At 62.1% G+C, this 21,646-nt stretch carries 17 protein-coding genes; 12 read left to right on the top strand and 5 right to left on the bottom strand.

The genetic code is table 11. The features are described 5' to 3' along the window. Nucleotides 1-72 precede the first annotated feature (72 nt). The 3 genes from KF794_10710 to fumC form a co-directional block, all read right to left on the bottom strand. Nucleotides 73-567: a Spy/CpxP family protein refolding chaperone gene (locus tag KF794_10710; GenBank protein ID QYK44253.1), complete on the bottom strand. Its 495-nt coding sequence runs from the start codon at nucleotides 565-567 to the stop codon at nucleotides 73-75. A gap of 180 nt (nucleotides 568-747) precedes the next feature. Continuing rightward, the gene (locus KF794_10705; GenBank protein QYK44252.1) at nucleotides 748-1,347 is read right to left on the bottom strand and encodes a Spy/CpxP family protein refolding chaperone; all 600 of its coding nucleotides are present in this window, start codon (nucleotides 1,345-1,347) and stop codon (nucleotides 748-750) included. 296 nt (nucleotides 1,348-1,643) lie between these two features. Further along, nucleotides 1,644-3,038, bottom strand: coding sequence for a class II fumarate hydratase (gene fumC, locus KF794_10700; GenBank protein QYK44251.1), 1,395 nt, complete (start codon nucleotides 3,036-3,038; stop codon nucleotides 1,644-1,646). A gap of 232 nt (nucleotides 3,039-3,270) precedes the next feature. Here fumC and KF794_10695 point away from each other — a divergent pair, with 232 nt between their 5' ends. From KF794_10695 to KF794_10650, 10 genes are all read left to right on the top strand, one after another. Next, nucleotides 3,271-3,459, top strand: coding sequence for a DUF4169 family protein (locus KF794_10695; protein ID QYK44250.1), 189 nt, complete (start codon nucleotides 3,271-3,273; stop codon nucleotides 3,457-3,459). Then, a complete protein-coding gene (locus KF794_10690; GenBank protein ID QYK44249.1) occupies nucleotides 3,459-3,713 on the top strand; it encodes a ribbon-helix-helix domain-containing protein in 255 nt (84 codons plus the stop codon). The genes KF794_10695 and KF794_10690 overlap by 1 nt, the downstream gene beginning before the upstream one ends. 141 nt (nucleotides 3,714-3,854) lie before the next feature. Beyond that, on the top strand, nucleotides 3,855-4,976 hold the full coding sequence (hflK, locus tag KF794_10685; GenBank protein ID QYK44248.1) for an FtsH protease activity modulator HflK: 1,122 nt from the start codon (nucleotides 3,855-3,857) through the stop codon (nucleotides 4,974-4,976). Beyond that, on the top strand, nucleotides 4,973-5,866 hold the full coding sequence (locus KF794_10680) for a protease modulator HflC (GenBank protein ID QYK44247.1): 894 nt from the start codon (nucleotides 4,973-4,975) through the stop codon (nucleotides 5,864-5,866). Before hflK ends, KF794_10680 begins: the two co-directional genes overlap by 4 nt. A 7-nt stretch (nucleotides 5,867-5,873) precedes the next feature. Further along, a complete protein-coding gene (locus KF794_10675; GenBank protein QYK44246.1) occupies nucleotides 5,874-6,059 on the top strand; it encodes a DUF2065 domain-containing protein in 186 nt (61 codons plus the stop codon). Between the two features lie 132 nt (nucleotides 6,060-6,191). Continuing rightward, nucleotides 6,192-7,670 carry a Do family serine endopeptidase gene (locus tag KF794_10670; GenBank protein ID QYK44245.1) on the top strand — a complete coding sequence of 493 codons (1,479 nt, stop codon included), beginning with the start codon at nucleotides 6,192-6,194 and terminating at the stop codon, nucleotides 7,668-7,670. Between the two features lie 120 nt (nucleotides 7,671-7,790). After that, on the top strand, nucleotides 7,791-10,406 hold the full coding sequence (locus KF794_10665; protein QYK44244.1) for a tetratricopeptide repeat protein: 2,616 nt from the start codon (nucleotides 7,791-7,793) through the stop codon (nucleotides 10,404-10,406). 86 nt (nucleotides 10,407-10,492) lie between these two features. Then, the gene (locus KF794_10660; protein ID QYK44243.1) at nucleotides 10,493-12,751 is read left to right on the top strand and encodes a tetratricopeptide repeat protein; all 2,259 of its coding nucleotides are present in this window, start codon (nucleotides 10,493-10,495) and stop codon (nucleotides 12,749-12,751) included. 35 nt (nucleotides 12,752-12,786) lie between these two features. Next, nucleotides 12,787-14,397, top strand: a complete 1,611-nt coding sequence (locus tag KF794_10655; GenBank protein ID QYK44242.1) for a serine/threonine protein kinase — start codon at nucleotides 12,787-12,789, stop codon at nucleotides 14,395-14,397. 216 nt (nucleotides 14,398-14,613) lie between these two features. Beyond that, entirely contained in the window at nucleotides 14,614-16,842 is a 2,229-nt protein-coding gene (locus tag KF794_10650) for a tetratricopeptide repeat protein (protein QYK44241.1), read from the top strand. Between the two features lie 10 nt (nucleotides 16,843-16,852). Here the strand turns inward: KF794_10650 and serB are convergent, their stop codons facing one another. Then, the gene (gene serB / locus KF794_10645) at nucleotides 16,853-17,725 is read right to left on the bottom strand and encodes a phosphoserine phosphatase SerB (protein QYK44240.1); all 873 of its coding nucleotides are present in this window, start codon (nucleotides 17,723-17,725) and stop codon (nucleotides 16,853-16,855) included. Between serB and miaA the strand changes: the two genes are divergently transcribed. Then, complete coding sequence (gene miaA, locus KF794_10640; protein QYK44239.1) at nucleotides 17,724-18,629, top strand: tRNA (adenosine(37)-N6)-dimethylallyltransferase MiaA; 906 nt, start codon at nucleotides 17,724-17,726, stop codon at nucleotides 18,627-18,629. The two genes, serB and miaA, sit on opposite strands and share 2 nt — an antisense overlap. A gap of 9 nt (nucleotides 18,630-18,638) precedes the next feature. Here miaA and KF794_10635 read toward each other — a convergent pair whose 3' ends face one another. Beyond that, nucleotides 18,639-19,484 (bottom strand): sulfoxide reductase heme-binding subunit YedZ, encoded by an 846-nt coding sequence (locus KF794_10635; protein QYK44238.1) that lies wholly within the window; start codon nucleotides 19,482-19,484, stop codon nucleotides 18,639-18,641. A gap of 348 nt (nucleotides 19,485-19,832) precedes the next feature. Between KF794_10635 and KF794_10630 the strand changes: the two genes are divergently transcribed. After that, nucleotides 19,833-21,593 carry an acetolactate synthase 3 large subunit gene (locus KF794_10630; GenBank protein QYK44237.1) on the top strand — a complete coding sequence of 587 codons (1,761 nt, stop codon included), beginning with the start codon at nucleotides 19,833-19,835 and terminating at the stop codon, nucleotides 21,591-21,593. Nucleotides 21,594-21,646 lie beyond the last annotated feature (53 nt).

Here is a 21,646-nt window from a genome sequence, read left to right as displayed (position 1 = left end):
GTTTTCTCCCGCGAGTTCGCGAAAAAAAGATCGCCGGGTCAAGCCCGGCGATCCCACTTCGTTTTCCGCGGGTCAGTAGTAACGGCGGCCGCGCATCCGCGGGTCGCCGTCGATAAACGGGGCGCTGGCAAAGCCGCGAATGATCTCGTCGACCCGGCGGCGCTGCTGGTCGTTGAATTTCGCGTAGAGCGGTTCGGAGGCGTCGGCGATGGCGCGCAGTTCTTCCGCGCGGCTGGTCAACGCGTCGGCCTGTTTGCGGAGGATTTCGGCCGGGGTAAACGCGCGCTCTTTCTCCTTTTCTTCGCGCTTCTCATATTCGTCGTAGAGCGCGATGCGGCGTTCGGCGCGTTTTTTTGCAATGTCTTTCAGGGTTGATTCGAGGCGGCCCCATTCGCTCAACTGGTCGTCGTTGAGGCGAAGATTGGCCTTGAGCTGCGCGATCCGCGCCTCGTCCTGCGCGACAAGCTGGTTCACGGTGGGGCGGTTCTGGTTGTTCTGCGCGTTGGCGGGAAGCACCGCGGCGGTGGACAGGGCCAGGCCCAGGGCAATGGCGGCGGCAGTTCGCATGAAAGGTCTCCTCTGCTGACGGAGAGGAACGCGCGAAGACCGGATTTGTTGCTTCGGGGGAACAAAAAAGCGTTGGGCCGCCGGGGGGGGCAACGGCGGCCCAACTTCAGAAGCGTTCGCCAGTCTGTGAGAAGACCCTTTGGAGGTCGGCGTCCAGCTTCCGATACTTATGTAGTGCGCCTAGCCCGGACCGCGAGGTCCTTCGCCGCGATTTTCAAAGTGTCGCATCATGCCGCGATGGCGGCCCGGCAGCAGCGTTTGCAGGCGGCGCTTCTGGTTCTCATCCAGCGAGGCGTAAAGCGGCTGGGCAGCTTCGGCGAAGCGCTTCATGTCAGTGGCGCGCTCGGCCATGTTGTCCGCGCGCTTTTTCAGGCGCTCGACGGGGTCGAAAGCGGGCGGTTCCTTGCCTTCGCGGATTTCGGCGCGGATCTTCTGCATCTGCTCGCGGCGGGCGGCGAAGTGGTCACCCCACTTCTTGCCGAGGTCGCGCACGAGTGCTTCGACCGGCGCCCAGAGTTTTTCCTGCTCCGCATTCAGGCGCAGCCCGGCCTTGATGGCGGCAATGCGCGCGTCGAGGAAAGCGGCGCGGTCGTCGGCGCTCAAGGGGCGGCGGTTACGCCAACCGCGTTCGCCGCGCGGCTCGTACTGAACGAGATCGAGCGCTTTTTCGAAGCGCTTCTCGAAACCATGATCCGCGCGATGCTGCGCATAGGCTTTGACACCGAAAGCGGTGCCGCCGAGCGCAAGGATCGCGGCGGAGGCGATGATCCATTTCTTCATTAGCGAATAACTCCCACGGAGAAGGCTCTTGTTGACGTCAAACATGAGCGCGGCGGGGGCGTTGTTCAAATGAATCTTGCGTAACGATCGCGTTACGCGGCCGTAATGTGCCGGTAAGGTTTGGCCGCGCTATCGGCTCGGGCCGCGAGCACCAATACAGCGATCAGACAGGATCTGGTGTTGTTCGAACGATCGACTGCGATGTTGATAAGGGTAATCGCAAGAAATGCGGCACGCCGAGCGAGGGAGACTGCGCGGCGCACGAAAAGGGTTCCCATGCGCCGCGCTTTCGTTTTTTAGTCTTCCGGGCCGATCATTTTCTCGGGCCGCACGAGTGCATCGAAGTCCTCGTTCGAGATGAAGCCGCCGCCGACTGCTTCCTCGCGGAGCGTGGTGCCGTTCTTGTGGGCGGTTTTCGCGATCTTGGCCGCGTTGTCGTAGCCGATCTTCGGCGCGAGCGCGGTGACCAGCATCAGCGAACGCTCAAGGAGGTCCTTGATCTTGGTCTCGTTCGCCTGAATGCCGACGACGCAGTTGTCGGTGAACGAAATCGCGGCATCGCCGAGCAGCTTGACCGACTGCAATAGCGCATAGGCCATCACCGGCTTGAACACGTTCAGTTCGAAATGACCCTGACTGCCGGCGGTGGTGACGGTGACCTGATTGCCGAATACCTGACAGCACACCATGGTCAGCGCTTCCGCCTGCGTCGGATTTACCTTGCCCGGCATGATCGAGGAGCCGGGTTCGTTTTCGGGAAGCGAAAGCTCGCCGAGACCTGAGCGCGGACCGGAGCCGAGGAAGCGGATGTCGTTCGCGACCTTGAACAGCGCGGCAGCGGTGGAATTCAATGCTCCGTGCACGGCGACATAGCCATCATGGGCGGCCATGACCTCGAATTTGTTGGGCGCCGAGGTGAAAGGGAGTTTGGTCATGTCCGCGATCTTCTGCGCGACCTTCTCCGCGAAGCCCTTTTTGGCGTTCAAGCCGGTGCCGACGGCGGTGCCGCCCTGCGCCAGCGGGTAAAGTTCGGAAAGCGACGCGCGGACGCGGGCGATCGCGCTCTTTACCTGTGCGGCATAGCCGGAGAATTCCTGGCCAAGCGTAAGTGGCGTCGCGTCCTGCGTGTGGGTGCGGCCGATCTTGATGATATGCGCAAAGTCCTTCGACTTTTGTTCAAGCGCCAGATGCAAATGCTCAAGCGCAGGTATCAGATTGCCACTGATTTCTTCGGCGGCAGCGACATGCATCACGGTCGGGAACGAGTCGTTCGACGACTGGCCCATATTGACGTGGTCGTTGGGGTGCACCGGCTTCTTCGAACCCATCGTTCCGCCGAGCAGTTCGATCGCGCGATTCCCGATGACCTCGTTCGCATTCATGTTGGATTGTGTGCCTGAGCCGGTCTGCCAGACTACTAATGGGAAGTGATCGTCGAGCTTTCCGGAAATTACTTCGTCCGCAGCATTGCAAATGGCGTCGGCAAGTTTGCCATCCAGCAGGCCAAGCTCTTTGTTGGTCATGGCCGCCGACTTTTTCAGCAAACCGAATGCACGAATGACAGGCTTCGGCATGCGCTCGCCGCCGATGCGGAAATTCATGATCGAACGCTGCGTCTGCGCGCCCCAATAGCGGTCGGAAGCGACTTCGATAGGGCCAAAGGTATCGGTTTCGGTGCGTGTCTTTGTCATTTCTGCTCTCGTCTCGAATTCTGTTGCGCTGCTCTAGCACGGTCCAAAGTTTTTCGCGTCGCAACGCGTGTACCGAGCAGTAATCTGGATGAGAAGATCATATTACCTTTTAGCAAAATCAGACGAATTCGTACTTGCGGAGAATGATTTAGTCCGTAATGTTCTCGCCCGTTGACGCCAACGGAAACCAAAAAAATCCGACGCGTCTGGGGATGGGAAAAGGAAGCGGCCCATGGCCGACGTGATTAACTTGCGCCGTGTGCGCAGGGCCAAAGCACGTGCCGAAAAAGAAATTGTTGCCGCGGAGAACCGCGCGCAATTCGGCCGACCTGCGCACGAGCGCAAACTGGCGGCCGAGCTGGAAGAAAAGCGCAACCGCACTCTCGATCTGCATCGCCGCGCAGACAGAGAGGGGCGGTGATGAAAAGTCCGGTTGTAAAACGCTCGATTGTAATCGCAGGCCACAAGACCAGTGTCAGCCTGGAAGATGCGTTCTGGGATGCGCTTAAGCAGATCGCCCATGAGCGAAAGGTGACGCTTTCGGATGTGGTGCAGGAAGTCGATCAAAAGCGGAAGCAGGGAAATCTTTCTTCGGCGATTCGTCTGTTCGTGCTCGATCACTTCCGCGCAAATTATTCCGGCAGCCCGGGCCGCAGCCGCGCCGGCACGACCTGACGGGCGTTGATCGATACCGTATTTCTGCGAGTTCGCGCGCGACATGCCCCCGCGTTGAACCGCCACAATCGCTACCCTATAACCATCGCGTATTTAGAACGCGCGGCTTAGAACGCCTGCGGCGCATCGGAGGCTAATATAATGTCTTGGAAGAACCAGAGCGGCGGCCCGTGGGGAAGCGGACCGCGCGGCCCTTGGGGTTCGGGTCCGCAACCCGGACCGGGCGGCAACCAGCCGCCGGACCTCGAGGAGCTGATCCGCCGGGGCCAGGACAGACTAAAGAGTGTGTTGCCCGGCTCCGGTTCATTTGGCGGCCGCGGTATCATTATTCTTCTGTTTGCTGCGGTGCTGGTTTGGCTGCTGTCCGGGTTCTACCGGGTCAATACGGACGAACAGGGCATCGTGCTTCGCTTCGGCCGGTTCCATCAGACCACGCAACCGGGCCTCAACTATCACCTGCCGTATCCGATCGAGACGGTACTGACGCCCCGCGTCACTTTCGAAAACAAGATCGATATCGGCGTCACCATCGTCGACGACTTCCGCCGCGGCGGACGTGTCGTGCGCGACGTGCCGGAAGAAAGTCTGATGCTTACCGGCGACGAGAACATCGTCGACGTGGATTTCTCCGTGTTCTGGAGAATTAAGAACGCGCCGGACTTCCTGTTCAAGATTCAGAACCCGGAAGGGACCATCAAGGCAGTCGCCGAAAGCGTGATGCGCGAAGTTATCGGCGGAAGGCAGATTCAGCCGATCCTGACCGGCGCGCGTCAGAACATCGAGCAGGAAGTGCTCAAGCTCATGCAGAAGGTGCTCGACTCCTACGAGGCGGGCGTACTGGTTACGCGCGTTCAGTTGCAGAAGGTCGACCCGCCCTCGCAGGTGATCGACGCGTTCCGCGACGTGCAGGCAGCCCGCGCCGACGCCGAGCGTTTGCAGAACGAAGCGCAGACCTATGCCAACCGCGTCGTACCCGAAGCGCGAGGCGAGGCGGCGAAGATCCTGCAGGCAGCGGAAGCCTATCGCGAGCGCACCGTCGTGGAGGCGCGCGGTGAAGCGCTCCGCTTCCTCTCGGTCCTTGAGGAATACAAGAAGGCCCCGGCGGTGACGCGGCAGCGCATCTATCTGGAAACGATGGAGCGTGTGCTGAACGGCATCGACAAGGTCATTCTCGAAAACAACAAGGGCGGGCAGGGGGTCGTGCCCTATCTGCCGCTCGATCAGTTGCTGCGGCAGCAAACCCCGGCAGGAGCAAGGCGATGAGAACCGCGACAGGAGTTTTGGCCGTCGTCGTCGCGATCATCGTGATCGCGATCTACTCGTCGATTTTCTTCGTGCATCAAAGCCAGCAGGCGCTGGTGCTGCGTTTCGGCGAACCGATCCGCGAAATCAAGGATGCAGGGCTTAATTTCAAACTTCCGTTCGTCGACGCGGTGGTGCTGATCGACAAGCTGATCCTCGATCTCGATAACAAGCCGGAGGAAGTCATCGCCTCCGACCAGAAACGTCTGGTGGTTGACGCCTTCGCGCGTTACCGCATCGTGCAGCCGCTGAAGTTCTATCAGTCGGTCGGCACCGTTGCCGGCGCCAATTCGCGGCTGCTGCCCATCCTCAATGCGTCCATGCGAAGCGTGCTCGGCGAAGCGACCTTCATCGAGGTCGTGAAGGACGAGCGCGCGGTGCTGATGGGCCGCATCAAGGACAGCATGAACGCGCAGGCGGTCGAGAATTTCGGCATCGAAATCGTCGACATGCGGCTGCGCCGCGCAGACCTCCCCGATGCGAACAGCCAGGCGATCTATCAGCGGATGCAAACCGAACGTCAGCGCGAAGCTGCTGAAATCCGCGCGCAGGGCAATCAGGCGGCGCAGGCGATCCGCGCGAAAGCCGACCGCGACGTAACCATCATTATCGCCGAAGCCACCTCGCGCAGCGAGGAATTGCGTGGCCTCGGCGACGGCGAGCGCAACAAGATTTTCGCCGATGCGTTCGGACGCGACCCGGAATTCTTCGCGTTCTACCGTTCGATGCAGGCCTACGAGCTTGGACTGCAAAAGGACCGTACGCGGATGCTGCTTTCGCCGGAGTCGGAGTTCTTCCGGTTCTTTGCGAATCCGGGCGGCAACCCGCCGCCGGCCCCGGCCCAGCGCTGACGCACGGATGACGTTCATTCTTGCAGCTTTCGGGCTGTTGCTCGCGATTGAAGGCATTACCTTCGCGGCGTTTCCGGGCGCCGCGAAGCGTGCGGCGGCAACGGTTGCCGAAACGCCGGAAGGCACGTTGCGTTTACTTGGTCTTGGGGCGGCTATTGCCGGCGTTCTCGTGGTCTGGCTGGTGCGCGGCTAGTTCCCGCTGCCGGGCCGCCATTCCGCCGGAATCGCGCCGCATCTGATTTCGTATATCCTGTCGTTGCGTAGCATCCGCGTCCGGCGCAACCTTATGCGGCGTCCGCATTTCCGGAGGAATCACCCGATGTTCATGTCGTCCGACCGGGCGGGGAACCGCCGCCGCGTTCTCCTCGGCGCAATTCTGGTTGCGGGGTTCGCGGTAGCTACGCTCTCCGGCACCACGCGCGCAGTGATTGCGCAGACGCGGCCGGAGAATGTCGCCGATGTCGCCGCGCGGGTGCAGGACGCAGTCGTGAACATCTCGACTTCGCAGACGGTGCCCCCGAATCAAAGCGTGCCGATGCCGCAACTGCCGCCCGGTTCGCCGTTCGAGGATTTCTTCGAGGAGTTCTTCAAGGAGAAGCCGGACGGCAAGCGCACGCGCAAGGTTTCCTCGCTCGGCTCCGGCTTCGTGATCGACCCGGCTGGCATCATCATCACGAACAATCACGTCATTGCCGACGCTGACGAGATCATCGTCAATTTCAACGACGGTTCAAAATTGAAAGCAGAACTCATCGGACGCGATACCAAGGTCGATCTCGCGGTGTTGCGCGTTAAGCCGAAGGCGCCGCTGAAGGCTGTTTCCTTCGGCGACTCCGACAAGACCCGCGTTGGCGAGTGGGTGATGGCGATCGGCAATCCGTTCGGTCTTGGCGGTTCGGTGACGGTAGGCGTTGTCTCCGCGCGGAACCGCAATATCGAGTCGAGCGCGTACGACGATTTCATCCAGACAGATGCCGCGATCAATCGCGGCAATTCAGGTGGACCGCTGTTCAATCTGCAAGGCGAGGTGATCGGCATCAACACCGCGATCTTCTCGCAAACCGGCAGTTCCATCGGCATCGGTTTTGCCATACCCGCCAACACCGTACTGCCGCTGATCAAGCAGTTGCGCGAAACCGGCGAAATCCGCCGCGGCTGGATCGGCGTTTCGATTCAGCCGGTGGACGAACAGATCGCGGAGAGCCTCAATCTTCCCGGTACGCGCGGCGCGCTGATCGCGGGTGTCGGTGACAACACACCGGCCGGGCAGGCCGGTATCCAGATCGGCGACGTTATCATTCGGTTCGATGGTCAGGAAGTGAAGGAAATGCGCAACCTTCCGCGCATCGTCGCCGGTACGCCGGTCGGCAAGACGGTGGACGTGGTCGTCATCCGCAAGGGCAAGGAGCAGACGCTGAAGCTGACCGTGCAGCGGCTCGACGATCCCGACCAGAAGCCGAAAAAGCAGGTGAAGAACGAGCCGCAGCCGAAGGCGCGACCCGCAGCCAATCAGGTGCTCGGTATCGAGTTGTCTGCCATCAACGAGGACCTGCGCCGCCGTTTTCGTCTGCGCGAATCCGTGAAGGGTCTGGTGGTTACCGGCGTGGATCCGGATTCGAATGCGGCCGAGCAGAATGTCGAAGCCGGGCAGGTGGTGATCGAGTTCGGCGGCGAAGCGGTTTCCACCATCGCCGATCTGCAAAAACGTATCGATGTGCTCCGCAAATCGGGGAAAAGGTCGGCACTCTTTCTTCTGGTGAATGCCTCCGGCGAAACCCGCTTCGTGGCGGTGGCTTTGCAGTAACGCTGCGCCAATTACACACCAATTTGAACGGGCGGCCCTGAAAAGCCGCCCGTTTTTGCGTCCTGCGCCGCTTCGCGCGGGCGGAGGCTTGGAGTAGCATCCCCCGCAACGGAGCCGCCGTTGTCCATATCTGAAATCCAGTTCGCGCTGCCGCCTGGCACGGTGATTACCGGCTACGAGATCGTGCGCGCGCTGGGGGCGGGCGGTTTCGGTATCACCTATGAAGGCTTCAATCCGATCACCGAGCGCCGGGTCGCGATCAAGGAATTCTTCCCGCGCGGCATGGCCTCGCGCGAAGGCGCAACCAAGATCGTGTTCTCGCGGACCGATGCGGAAATTGCGAGCTGGGCGCTGAGGCGGTTCGAGGAATCGACCAAGGCGCTCGCCAAGTTAGAGCACGACAATATCGTCGAGGTGCTGAACTACGTCTCCGATCACGGCACCGGCTACATGGTGATGGAGCACGTCGACGGCGAAACGCTGGAGCGCTGGCTGAAAGCGCGCCGCGGGCCGCCGACGCTGGATGATATACGGCCGTTTCTCGCGCCCGTGTTCGATGCGCTCGAATACGTGCACATGCGCAACATCCTGCATCGTGATATCGCGCCCGATAACGTGATGATCGCGAAGGACGGGCGTCCGGTGCTGATCGACTTCGGCGCCATCAAGGTGATCGAGGAACAGACCCGCGCGAAATCAGGCACCAGCTTTCCGGTGGGCAAGCGGTTCTATTCGCCGCCGGAACAGTTCACCTCTTCTTCGGTCGATGCGCGCACCGACATCTATGCGCTCGCGGCGGTCTTGTACCGCGCGTTGACCGGCAGCCCGCCGGTCGATTCCGACCAGCGCAAATCCGAGATCGTGGACGGCAAGCCGGATTCGTATGTGCCGGTGCGCGAGACGCCCACAGGACGCGACGTGCCTGAAGACATCGCGTCCGCGATTGACCGCGCACTTTCGATCCGGCGCGATCTTCGCCCGGCGTCGATTGCTGAGTTCCGCGATCTGATCGGTTGGGGCAAGCATAAGAAGAGTGTTGATCTACCGAGGACTTCGTTCACGCCCGTGCAGGCTGCGGACGATGCCAATGTCGTAGCAAGTGCTCCAAGCGCCGCGCTTGCCGGAACATCCGCCGCGTCTCGTAAAGAAGACGATGAGGACATTCGCAAGGTGCCGCGTCCGTGGCTCGGCTATGCCGGTGGGGCGCTTGCCGTGCTTGTGGTAGGTGCGGCTTTCGTCGGATCTTTATGGCGGGATGAGCGCGTATCGCCGCCACAACTGCAACAGCAAACGCAGAAGCAGACGACACCCCCGTCCCAGCAGCCGCAACAACCCAAACAACAGACACAGCCGCAGCAGCCTCCACAGCAGCAAACCACGCCGCCCGATCTAACCAAGCGAACGGTGTGGATTGGTGTTCGCGTCGCTACCGCGGACGAGAAGAATTCACCTGATGCGCCGCGCGGTGCTCTCGTGCTCGAAGTTACAGCGAACGGTCCGGCGGCGAATGGCGGCATTCTGAACGGCGATGTGCTGACCCGGATTAACGGCCGCGAGATCGTGCAGTCGCGGGATATTGCTACTGCGCTGGAGAATGTGCAGCCGGGTACGAACATTGAGATCGAGCTTTACCGGACGACGGAACGCCGTTCTCTCCGGGCCACATTGCGTGCCGCCGCGCCGCCCGCGCAACAGCCGCAAAGCCCGCCGCAGCAGCAACAGCAAACCACGCCTCCTCCACAGCAGCCGGCGACGCCCCAGAATGAATCGCAGGCTTTCGCTGCGTATCAGCGCGCGCTCGCCGCGCGCGAGCGCAACGATGCCGATACCGCATTGGCGGAAGCCAACGAGGCAATCCGGCTGGATCCGACCTATACGCTCGCGTATCTCGTGAAAGCGCAGGCGCTCTATCGCAAGCAGCGTTACAACGAATCGCACGACGCGCTCGATGTTGCGTCCAGACGAGGACTGGACAGTGCCGAACTGTTCAATGTGCGCGGCCTGTTGCATCACGCGCAGCGGAATTTCAGCGAAGCGATCGTGTCCTTCAACGAAGCGGTCAAACGCGCGTCGACGAATGCGGTTTATTACGCGAACCGGGGATTATCCTATTCGCGCCTCGATAATCTCGAATCGGCATTGGCCGATTTCAACGAGGCGGTGCGCCTCGCGCCGCAACGTCACGATTTCATCGCAGGGAGAGCCGACGTATATTATGCACGCCACGATTACCGGCTCGCACTCTCCGACTACAATACGTCCCTGCGCATCAATCCCAAATCCGCGAACGTGCTGACGCAGCGCGGTTGGGCACATTTCAGGCTGAACGACCGGCGCAGTGCGCTTGCCGACGCCAACGCGGCCCTGAACGTCAATGCGAATTATGCGGGCGGGTACAATCTGCGCGGCACGCTGTTCGCAACCAACGGAGAGTTCGACCGCGCGATCAACGATTTTTCCTCGGCGATCCGGTTGAACACGAGCTGGGCGGTGGCCTATGCCAACCGCGGGCTGGCCTATTACCGCAAACAGGACCTCGCCAACGCGGAGAAGGACGTAAACGAAGCGATTCGCCTCGACCCGCGGAACGCGCTTGCGCACCAGACCCGGGGCTACGTCTACCAGGCCAGGGGACAGCGCGATCTTGCGATCGAGGCGTTCCGGACCGCGCTCCAGCTCGACCGGACGCTCGACGAGAGCCGCAAGCGGCTTCAGCAACTGGGCGTGACACCCTGACGACGGCCAGCGCCGATCACGCAATCGCGTTTGCGCGTGAATAGCCTTCGGCTTAGCATCCGGCCGGTTCAGGGAGACCCTTCAAAGTGCGCACAAGCGATATGCCTTTCGCCCTCCAGCCGGGCACCATGATCACCGGCTATGAAGTCGTGCGCGCGATCGGAGCCGGCGGCTTCGGCATTACCTATGAGGGTTTCAACCCGATCACCGAGCGCCGGGTCGCAATCAAGGAATTTTTCCCGCGGGGGATCGCTTCCCGCGACGACGCCACCCGCATTGCCTATTCGCAGCAGGATAATGAAGTCGTCTCCTGGGCGCTGAAGCGCTTTGCCGAATCCACCAACCGGCTCGCCAAGCTGAAGCATCCGAACATCATCGAGGTGCTGAACTACGTTGCCGACAACGGCACCGGCTACATGGTGATGGAGCATGTGGACGGCACGACGCTGGAAGACTGGCTGCGCGAACGCTCCACGCCGCCGCAGGTGGCCGAACTGGGACCGATCTTCGATCCGGTATTCGACGCGCTCGAATATGTGCATTCGTCGAACCTGGTCCACCGCGACATCGCGCCCGACAACATCATGATCCGCAAGACCGACGGTCGTCCGATGCTGATCGACTTCGGCGCGTTGAAGATCATCGAGCAGCATACGCGGGCCGCGCATGCGCAGACGCCGAAAACCTTCGGCGTGATGAAACAGAACTACTCCGCGCCGGAACAAAGCGAAGAGGGCGGCCCGCCCGACCCGCGGCTCGACATCTATTCGCTGGCGGCAACGATCTATCGCGCGCTATGCGGCAAGCCGCCAGTCGATTCCGACAAGCGCAAGACCGATCTCGCACTGCGTGGTCAGGATTCCTACATTCCGATGACGCAGGCGGCGCTGGTGCCGGTCGCGCCGGAATTCGCTGCTGCGATCGACGCAGCAATGTCGCTTCGCCCGGAAGGAAGGCCTTCGACCATCCGCGAGTTTCGCGAGCGTCTTGCTGCGCGCGGCATGGGAAGTACGGCGGGTGCTTCCGCGGAAGACGAGACCATTCTCGCTCCGAAAGAAAACAAAGGACCGAGACATCCGCCTGCGCCGCCGCTTCGCGCAGGGCAGACTCCGCCTCCGGCCTATGCGGCACAGGCAGCCGCGCCGGTCGCGGCCATGAGCGCCACAAATGATCCCGGTCAGGCTTCGGCCGGCGCATATACGCCGCCGGGCGGCGAGACCGCCACAGTAAAACGCTCCGGAATCTCGTGGCTCAACATCGCAGGTATCGCGATCGTGCTGGTCGGCGCGATCGGCGTGTTGCTGCATCGTCCGGTGATCCAGTTCATCGAACGCATGACCAACATGCAGATCATGTCGGATCGGCCGCAGAACACGACGCAGCAACAGACGCAACCGCAGCAACGGCAACAGCAGCCGCAGCAGAAGCAGTTGCCGCAGCAGCAGACGCTGCCGCCTGCTTCCAATGTGCGCGACTCGCAGGCGGCGTTCGAGCGCGGCCTGCGCGCGCAGCGCGATGGCAATAACCAGCAGGCCATCACCGATTTCAACGAGGCGATCAGGCTCGATCCCAACAACGCGTCGGCCTATGCGAGCCGCGGCCTTTCCTATTATCGCAACGGAGACGCGACCCGCGCCTATGCGGATTATTCGGACGCGATCCGCCTCGCGCCGGACGGCCAGCGTTCGGCAGCCGCCTATGCGAACCGCGCCATCATCCAGCGCGAGCGCGGCAATATCGACCGCGGGTTTCTCGATGCCGAAAACGCCATCCGCCTCGATCCGCGGCTGGCGAGCGCATACAACACGCGCGGCAATCTCCATTATGACAACGGCAACCACGACGCGGCCATCGCCGACTACAATCAGGCGCTCACGCTTGACCCGCAGTATGCCGTCGCGCTCTCGAACCGCGGCAATGCCTATTACGCAAAACGTGATTACCGCCGCGCGATCGACGACTATTCCGCCGCGTTGCGCATCAATCCGCGCCATGCACCGGCACTGGTCGGACGCGGCAACGCCTATGACCAGCAGAAGAATACCGATCAGGCGCTCAAGGATTACAGCGATGCCATTCGCGCCAACCGCGATTACGTTACGGGCTTCCTGAATCGCGGCCGTATTTATCTGGACCGGCGCGACTTCATCAGCGCACTGTCGGATTTCTCCGATGCGGTGCGGCTCGATCCGAAGCACGCCATCGCGCATCAGGGCAGGGGTCTCGCCAATGAGGGGCTGGGCCGGCGCAACGAGGCGGTCACCGATTTGCGTCAGGCGCTGCGACTCGATCCCAAACTGCAGCGCGCACGCGACGCGTTACGCCGTTTGGGCGTCGAACCCTGATGTAGTAACAAGAAACAATCTCGTCGGGGTTTGGCGTGGCTGAACAAAGCGTACCTTTCGCGCTGCCGGTAGGCACGGTAATCGCAGGCTATGAAATCCGGCGCGTGCTCGGCGCGGGCGGCTTCGGCATCACGTACGAAGGCTACAATCCCGTCACCAAGCGCAAGGCGGCGATCAAGGAGTTCTTCCCGCAAGGCATCGCCTCACGGAATAACGCCACGCAGGTCGCCTACTCCGACAACGACCGCGACGTAGTGGCGTGGGCGCTCGACCGCTTCCGGCGCTCGACCACCGAACTGAGCGATTTCGAACATCCCAATATCGTGCCGGTGCTCAACTACGTTCCTGCACACCAGACCGGCTACATGTTCATGGAGCAGGTCGAGGGCGAAACCTTCGAACAGTGGCTGCGCGGCAAGGGTGACGCGGTCCGTTACGCCGAAATCTGCGAGATCCTCGATCCCGTTTGCGACGCGCTGGAATATGTCCACGCGAAGAAATTCATTCACCGCGACATTGCGCCCGATAACATCATGATCCGCGCCGACGGCCGGCCCATGCTGATCGACTTCGGCGCGATCAAGATCATCGCGCAGCAGACGCAGTTGCGTGGAACGCAGCCGAAAACTTATGGCGTCGCGAAGCAGCATTATTCGCCGCCGGAACAGCTCGACAGCGATGCGACACTCGATCCGCGCGCCGACGTTTATGCGCTTGCAGCGGTGGTCTTCCGTGCGGTCAGCGGCGAGCCGCCGGTGGATGCCGAGAAGCGCAAGACCGGCATCGTGCTGCGCAATCAGGACCCGTTCGTTTCGGTTTCGCAGGTTGCGCGAATTGCCATTCCAGAACTTGCTGCGCAAGCTATCGACCGCGCGTTGTCACTGAAGCCGGATGAACGGCAGGATTCCATCGCGGAGTTCCGCGCCGCTTTGCAGGACCACGCCGCCGAGAGCCAACTCGTCAAGGCTGCGCAGTTGCAGCCGCCGGTGCCGTTGCGCACACCCGGCTTCTCCGCGCCGCCGGGTGCCGCTGGACATACGGGCAAGGGTGGTGCGCCTACCGCCTTGTACGAACAGTCTCTGCCGGTTGCGGAGAAGGCTGCACCCGAAAAGCAAAGCGAAGGCACGCGGCCCTATGCGCCAGCGGCGAAGGCGACCGAAGTCGCGGCAACGCCCGCGCCGCCTCCGCGCCGCGGCCCGCCTCCGCGCAAGCCTGCGCCGCCGTCTCCCGCGCCGGTGAAGGAAGCCCCGCAGGCAACGCAACGCGCTGCGGAAGCGGCTGCCACCACGCCCCGCCGCGCTCCGCCGCCACGCGAAGCAATCGGCGCAGCACAAGCTGCCGTGCCGCCTGCGCAGGCCGCTGCGCGCGAAGCCTCGCCGCGAACCAGCGATCGCGATGCTTCCCGCAAAAGCGCTTCCTGGATCGGTTTTGCCGCCCTCGGTGCTGTGGGAGCCATCGTGCTGGGCGTCGTCTTGTTTTCGTTCTTCCAGAACCGCACGCCGGTGACGCTTGAGCAGACTACCCGACAGAACGACCGCACGATCCAGCCGAGGAACGACCAACCTCCGCCGCAGCAGAATCGCAACAACCAGGATCGGGCCATCCCGCACGATCTGGTCGACGTGCCGAAGGATACCGGCGAGTAGCGCTTTCCGGTTTGCCCCTCATGTTCACGCCCATTTGTAGCCGGGTACACCGGCTTTCTCCGTTGTCACGGATTCTTGTGGCCTTGTGAGCGGGTTGTTGCGCTACACCGCTAGGGACCAGAGACGGCAGGAGATACAAGGTATTCGTCCGGTTCCGGCACCCCTCGCGCTTCTCGCGTTCGGGGCCTTCGGGTACCATCCGGCGGGGAGCGAAGTTTGAGCCAGAACCACATACCCTTTGCGCTGCCGATCGGCACGGTGATCTCCGGATTCGAGATCATCCGCGTGCTTGGCGTCGGCGGGTTCGGCATCACCTACGAGGGCTACAACCCCGTCACCAAGCGTAAGGCGGCGATCAAGGAATTCTTTCCGCGCGGGATCGCCTCTCGCGACAACGCGACCCAGGTCGTGTTCTCGCGGCAGGATCAGGACGTGGTGTCGTGGGCGCTGGAGCGCTTCCGCCGTTCCACCACCGAACTTTGCGATCTGCGCCATCCGAATATCGTGGACGTGCTGAATTACGTTCCCGCCAACGAGACCGGCTACATGTTCATGGAGCAGGTCGAGGGCGAGACGCTGGAGCAATGGCTCTCGCGGAAGGGCGACGGCGCTACCTACGAAGAATTGCACGCGATTATCGACCCGATCTGCGACGCGCTGGAATACGTGCACAAGCGCCAGTTCATTCACCGCGACATCGCGCCCGACAACATCATGATCCGCGCCGACGGGCGGCCCATGCTGATCGACTTCGGCGCGATCAAGGTGATCGCGCAGACCACGCAGACCAAGGCCGCTTCCGGCCGCAGCTACGGCGTCGCGAAACAGCATTACTCTCCGCCGGAGCAACTCGACGACGAGGGCGTGCTCGATCCGCGCGCGGACATCTATGCGATCGGGGCGGTGCTCTACCGCGCCGCGGCGGGAAAGCCGCCGGTCGATGCCGACAAGCGCAAGAACGACCTGATCCTCAAGGGACAGGACTCCTACGTTCCGCTGGCGCAGGTCACCAAGATGCCGCTGCCGGATTCGCTGGTGAAAACCATCGACCGCGCGTTGTCGTTGCGCCCCGGAGAGCGCCCGGCTTCGATTGCGGAATTCCGTGCAGGCATGAAGGGCGAAGCTGCGCCGCCCGCGCCTGACGATGACAAGACCGAACTTGGCATCAATGAAGGTGCGACCCGCGCAATCGGCACGGCGTTCGGGAATGTCGCGCGGCCACAGGAAGCGCCCGCGCAAGAACCCGTGCGGCGTCCTCCGCCGCGCCAAGTGCAACAGCCGCCGCAGGCGAATGCCGTTTCGCCAATCAAGGAAGAGCCGGAGGCCAAACGCCGCGGCATTCCGGTATTCGGTATCGTGGCGATTGCCGCGGTCGTGCTGATCATCGGCGGCGTTTTCCTGAGCGCCGTATTGTTTCCGCCCGCGACCGGTCCGAACAACAACACGAATATCACCGACAACAACGACAACAAGAACAAGGATACGAAGCCAAAAGACGACAAACAGCCTGGGCCGGGTACGACCAATCCTGCGGCGCGCGCGCAGATCGAACGCGGCGACAAGCTGCGCAACGACGGCAAGCATGACGACGCCGTACAGGCGTTCTCCGAAGCGATCCGGCTGGATCCGAAAAGCGCGGAAGCGTACCGCAAGCGTGCGGAGGCCTGGGCGTTCCGCGCGGCGACCACGACGGAAGAGCAGTACGAAATCTCGATCCGCGACCTGAACCGGGCGCTGGAGCTTGCGGGGAATAATCTGGTCGAGCGCCTCGACACCTTGAAGGTGCGTGCGCAGGTCTACGGTTTTCAAGGCAAGCAGGACAAGCAGATCGACGACCTGACCGAAGTCATCCGGGCGGAGCCGAGCAGTGCCGAGAATTACGATGCGCGGGGCGATGCCTATGCAACGCTGGGGCGGCACGATCTCGCGGTCACGGACTATACCCGCGCGATCCGGCTGAACCCGAAACAGTGGACGTATTATTCGTCCCGCGCGCTCAGCAATAAGCTGATCAAGGATTATATCGCTTCGGTCGCGGACTATTCCGATGCCATTGCGCTGCATCCGAACTTCGCTTCGCTCTACGCATGGCGCGGGGAAGTTCACGTTCTGCGCAACGACTTCGACAAGGCGCTTTCCGATTACGGCGAGGCGATCCGCCGCGAAACGAAGAACATGAATTTCTATCGCGACCGCGCGAAGGTCTACGTGCAGCGCGCCGACCGCGCCGGCGCGAACCGCCGCGATGACCTGAGCCGCGCGCGCGCCGATTACGACGTGATCCTGCGCGACAGCGGTGCTGGCGCCGGCGACTACGCGCAGCGCGGGCTTATTCTCGAAAAGCTCGGCTTGCGCATGGAAGCAATTTCCGACTTCCGCGCGGCACTTGCACGCGATTCCTCGAACGGCGATGCACAGGCGGGCCTGCGCAGGCTTGGGGGCTGAGACGGCCTCGTCAGTCTTGTGCGTGGATCAGCGCGCTCAAGTCGCTGTAATCAATCCTCGCACCGGCCGCCGCCGCCACGGCAGGCTTCGCGTGAATTGCTACCCCTAAACCCGCAGCCGTAATCATATCGAGGTCGTTGGCGCCGTCACCGATGGCAATTGTTTCTTCCGGACGGATGCCGAGTTTTGTTGTCAGTTCCTGAAGCGTCGCGAGCTTCGCGGCGCGGCCGAGGATCGGTTCCTTCACCTTGCCTGCCAGCTTGCCGTCTTCAACGATCAGTTCGTTGGCGCGATTTTCATTGAAGCCGAGCTTTGCGGCAATGATGTTCGTGAACAGCGTGAAGCCGCCGGAGACGAGGCAGGTGTAGCAACCGTTCGCACGCAGCGCTGTGAGCAATTCCTTGCCGCCTGCCGCCAGCGTGATCTTCTTCGCGATCACTTCATCGACCACGGAAACCGGAAGGCCCTTCAGCAGCGCCACGCGCTCGCGCAGCGCGGGCTCGAACTCGATCTCGCCGCGCATGGCGCGTTCGGTGATCGCGGCGACATGCGCTTTCAGCCCTGCGTAGTCCGCCAGTTCGTCGATGCACTCCTGGTCGATCATGGTGCTGTCCATGTCGGCGACGAACAGCTTTTTCCGGCGGTGCGCGACCGGCTGCACGATCACGTCGATCGGGGCGGGTGCGAGGGCGGCGCGGATGGTGCCGGCAAGTTCGCGGGCGGCGATGCCGGGCGCGGGAGCGAAGAAAATATCCGCGGCAATGCCTGCTTGCAGCACTTTCTCCGAAATCGCGTTTGGCAGTAGCGCGCGCGCTTTCGCGACCGCCGTGTCATCGACGGCGGGGCGCTTGGGATTGCTAACGAGGGTAGCGACGTGAGACATGATGCGGATGGTTCAAAAACGCGCGGTGCTTATTGCAGGGCCGACGGCGAGCGGCAAGTCGGCCCTTGCGCTTGCGCTCAGCCGCCGCACCGGTGCGGCCATCGTCAATGCCGACTCGATGCAGGTTTACCGCGACCTTCGCATCATCACCGCACGGCCGACGGAAGCCGAGGAGCGCGAAGCCCCGCATCTTCTCTATGGCCACGCGGACGCCGCCGAGCGCTATTCGGCCGGGAGCTGGCTGAAGGATGCCGCGCGCGTGCTGGACGAAGCGAAGACGCCGCCGGTTTTCGTGGGCGGCACCGGACTTTATTTCAGCGCGCTGCTGAAGGGGCTGTCTTCCATCCCGCCGGTTTCCGATGCGGTGCGTGCTGCCGTGGCAACGGAGGTGGAAGGAAAGGAACCGGCCGCGCTTCACGAAATACTTGCACGGGAAGACGCGGAGACTGCGGCGCAGCTTCGCCCCTCCGACCGGCAGCGGATACTACGCGCGCTCGAAGTGTTTCGCGCGACGGGCAGGGGCCTGGCAAGCTGGCAACGCGAGCCGGGCCGCCCCGTGCTGCTCCCCGGTGAATACGACGCGATTTTTTTGCAAACGGATCGCGACGCGCTCGCACGGCGCATCGACGCGCGCTTCGACAAGATGCTGGAAGAAGGCGCGCTCGACGAGGTGCGCAGCCTCGCTACACGCAATCTCGATCCGAAACTTTCCGCGATGAAGGCGCATGGCGTGCCGTGGCTGATCCGGCACCTGCGCGGCGAGGTTTCACTCGACGAGGTGGCGCACCACGGCAAGCTGGAAACGCGGCAATATTCCAAGCGGCAGGAAACCTGGTTCCGGAACCAGTTGCCGGAATTTCTCTGGGTCAGGCCGGAAGAAGCGCTGGCGATTCTCGCACCTTGATTGTTTCGTTTACCGAAGCTTTTCCCGCGCCCGCTCGCGCGGCCAGAGCCGTTGCGCGGCGGCTGCCGCAGCGGTGATACCAAGCGAAACGAATAGCACCACCCATGCCGGGCGGATGTGTTCGGGAAACAGCAGGTTCGCCGCGAGCACGCGCCGCCAGTCTACGCCGGTCATGGTGCCGTACCACAGCGCTTCGACGAGAACGGTGAACAGGGTTGCGGCAACGGCAAGCGCAATCAGGTGAAGAACTCCAACATTGTCTACGCGCTTCTGCATGGAACGGTAGAACAGAAGCCACGCAAGCAGGCCCGCCATCCATGTCGGCTCGTAGATATTGAGCTTCTTTTGCATCGTGAAATGAATCACCGACAGAATTGCGATCAGGTAGGTGATGCGATGCAGCCGGTTCCAGCGCGGCCCGCTCATGTAGCGGATCATGCGGTCGGTCGAAGTGATGCCGAGGAAGAAGAATCCGACCAGCGCGAACATGCCGATAATGAGATAGACGCGCGCCGCGATCTCGCGCGCGACCACGGTGAAATCGAAGCTCTGGTCGATGACATAGATTATCGCGTGCGTCATCGCGTAGAGAAACGCGCCGAAGCCGAAGGTGCGGCGGGTATTGATCCATTTCGGCGCGTTGAACAGGCGTCGCGCCGGCGTCACGCAGAGCGAAATGAAAAGAAGCCGCAACGACCAGTCGCCGGTCTGGTGGGTCAGATATTTGAGAGGCTCCGGTCCCAGCTCCCCGCCGAGCATCTTTCCGAACAGGTAGAGCGCCGGCAGGCAGCATCCTGTGAACGCGATCAGCTTGTGGGGAGAGAGGCTCCCGTTTTTCTCGCGCAGGAAGGGCAAGTGGTCGGTCCCGGTTTGGGGCAAGCTAGGCTGGTCCGGGCGTCGCCGGAACCGGCCCTGAGGCACAATCCCGTGAGTAATGCGCATTTCCTGCGCAGGCGGCGGGCTTGCCGCCCCTGAAAAGGAGGCGCATAAAGCCTTGACGCTACTCGCGAGGGCCATTAGGGTCCGCGCAACTTTTGGACGGCAGAATACCCAAATGCGCAAGATTATTATCGTAGTAGGAGGGCGCACCCCCCGCACGGCTTGAACGAGCCGGGCAGAGCGAGGTGGTGCGCAAAGGGGTCTTTCGAGGCCCCTTTTCGATTCTGGGCGACAGGAAACGAGATCGGTGAAGTGGAGCGGACGATGAGCAATGAAATGACCGGCGCGGAAATGGTGGTGAAGGCGTTGGCCGAGCAGGGCGTGAAGCATCTGTTCGGTTATCCGGGTGGCGCGGTGCTGCCGATTTACGACGCGCTGTTCCAGCAGAAGGACGTGCAGCACATCCTCGTCCGCCATGAGCAGGGCGCGGTGCATGCCGCCGAAGGCTATGCGCGCTCGTCGGGCAAGGTCGGCGCGGTGCTAGTGACTTCGGGTCCGGGCGCGACGAACGCGGTCACCGGCCTGGTCGATGCGCTGATGGACTCAATCCCGCTGGTCGTCATCACCGGGCAGGTGCCGACGCATCTGATCGGCAACGATGCCTTTCAGGAGTGCGATACGGTCGGTATCACGCGCCCCTGCACGAAGCACAACTACCTCGTGAAGGACGTGAACGATCTTTCGCGCATCCTGCATGAAGCGTTCTACATCGCAGGCTCCGGCCGTCCAGGTCCGGTGGTGGTCGATATTCCGAAGGACATCCAGTTCGCCAAGGGCAAATACACCGGCCCGAAGAATGTCGAGCACAAGTCGTACAAGCCGAAGCTCAAGGGCGACATGGCCAAGATCCAGGCCGCGGTCGAACTGATGAAGAATGCGAAGCGACCGGTGTTCTACACCGGCGGCGGCATCATCAATTCGGGCAACGAGGCTTCCGTCCTTCTGCGCGACCTCGTGAAGATCACGGGCTATCCGATCACCTCGACGCTGATGGGCCTCGGCGCCTATCCGGCGGCCGATCCGCAGTGGCTTGGCATGCTCGGTATGCACGGTACGTATGAAGCGAACTGGGCGATGCACGACTGCGACGTGATGATTTGCATCGGCGCGCGCTTCGACGACCGCATCACCGGCCGCCTCGATGCCTTCGCGCCGCATTCGAAGAAAATCCACGTCGATATCGACGCTTCCTCGATCAACAAGAACGTGAAGGTCGATATTCCGATCATCGGCGATTGCGCGCATGTGCTTGAAGACATGGTCCGCCTGTGGCGCACGACTTCGGCGCAGCCCGACAAAAAGGCGCTCGCCGATTGGTGGACGCAGATCAACAAGTGGCGCGCACGCAAGTCGCTCAACTACAAAAAATCGAGCGACGTGATTAAACCGCAATACGCGATCGAGCGTCTCTACGAACTGACCAAAGAGCGCGACACCTACATCACTACGGAAGTCGGCCAGCATCAGATGTGGGCCGCGCAGCACCTGCATTTCCAGGAGCCGCGCCGCTGGATGACTTCCGGCGGACTCGGCACCATGGGCTACGGCTTGCCGGCCGCGGTCGGCGTGCAGCTTGCGCATCCGAAGTCGCTGGTCATCGACGTCGCGGGCGAAGCCTCGGTGCTGATGACGATGCAGGAAATCTCGACGGCGGTGCAGTACCGGCTGCCGATCAAGATTTTCATTCTGAACAACGAATACATGGGTATGGTGCGCCAGTGGCAGGAACTCCTGCACGGCGGGCGCTATTCGGAATCCTATTCCGCCGCGCTGCCCGATTTCGTGAAGCTGGCGGAAGCCTATCACGCGGTCGGCATCCGCTGCGCGAAGCCCGGCGACCTCGACGCGGCGATCAAGGAAATGATCAACGTCGACAAGCCGGTGATCTTCGATTGCTTGGTTGACAAGGCCGAGAACTGCTTCCCGATGATCCCGTCGGGACGCGCGCACAATGAAATGATCCTGGGCGACGCTGCCGAGAGCATCGGCGAGGCGGTCACCGAAGAAGGAAAGATGTTGGTGTAAATCCTCATGGTTCGAGACGCGCAGCTTCGCTGCGCTCCTCACCATGAGAAATA

It is taken from the genome of Xanthobacteraceae bacterium (assembly GCA_019454205.1).
GTDB lineage: Bacteria > Pseudomonadota > Alphaproteobacteria > Rhizobiales > Xanthobacteraceae.
Note: the sequence above shows the minus strand (reverse complement) of the source record. Positions and strands in the feature narration are given on the sequence as shown.

Bases quoted from the DNA above. Each gene is read 5' to 3' on its own strand.
- serB (QYK44240.1), bottom strand. From the start codon at position 17,725: ATGTCTCACGTCGCTACCCTCGTTAGCAATCCCAAGCGCCCCGCCGTC.
- miaA (QYK44239.1), top strand. From the start codon at position 17,724: ATGATGCGGATGGTTCAAAAACGCGCGGTGCTTATTGCAGGGCCGACG.
- KF794_10680 (QYK44247.1), top strand. From the start codon at position 4,973: ATGAGAACCGCGACAGGAGTTTTGGCCGTCGTCGTCGCGATCATCGTG.
- hflK (QYK44248.1), top strand. From the start codon at position 3,855: ATGTCTTGGAAGAACCAGAGCGGCGGCCCGTGGGGAAGCGGACCGCGC.
- fumC (QYK44251.1), bottom strand. From the start codon at position 3,038: ATGACAAAGACACGCACCGAAACCGATACCTTTGGCCCTATCGAAGTC.
- KF794_10675 (QYK44246.1), top strand. From the start codon at position 5,874: ATGACGTTCATTCTTGCAGCTTTCGGGCTGTTGCTCGCGATTGAAGGC.
- KF794_10710 (QYK44253.1), bottom strand. From the start codon at position 567: ATGCGAACTGCCGCCGCCATTGCCCTGGGCCTGGCCCTGTCCACCGCC.
- KF794_10670 (QYK44245.1), top strand. From the start codon at position 6,192: ATGTCGTCCGACCGGGCGGGGAACCGCCGCCGCGTTCTCCTCGGCGCA.
- KF794_10695 (QYK44250.1), top strand. From the start codon at position 3,271: ATGGCCGACGTGATTAACTTGCGCCGTGTGCGCAGGGCCAAAGCACGT.
- KF794_10690 (QYK44249.1), top strand. From the start codon at position 3,459: ATGAAAAGTCCGGTTGTAAAACGCTCGATTGTAATCGCAGGCCACAAG.
- KF794_10630 (QYK44237.1), top strand. From the start codon at position 19,833: ATGAGCAATGAAATGACCGGCGCGGAAATGGTGGTGAAGGCGTTGGCC.
- KF794_10705 (QYK44252.1), bottom strand. From the start codon at position 1,347: ATGAAGAAATGGATCATCGCCTCCGCCGCGATCCTTGCGCTCGGCGGC.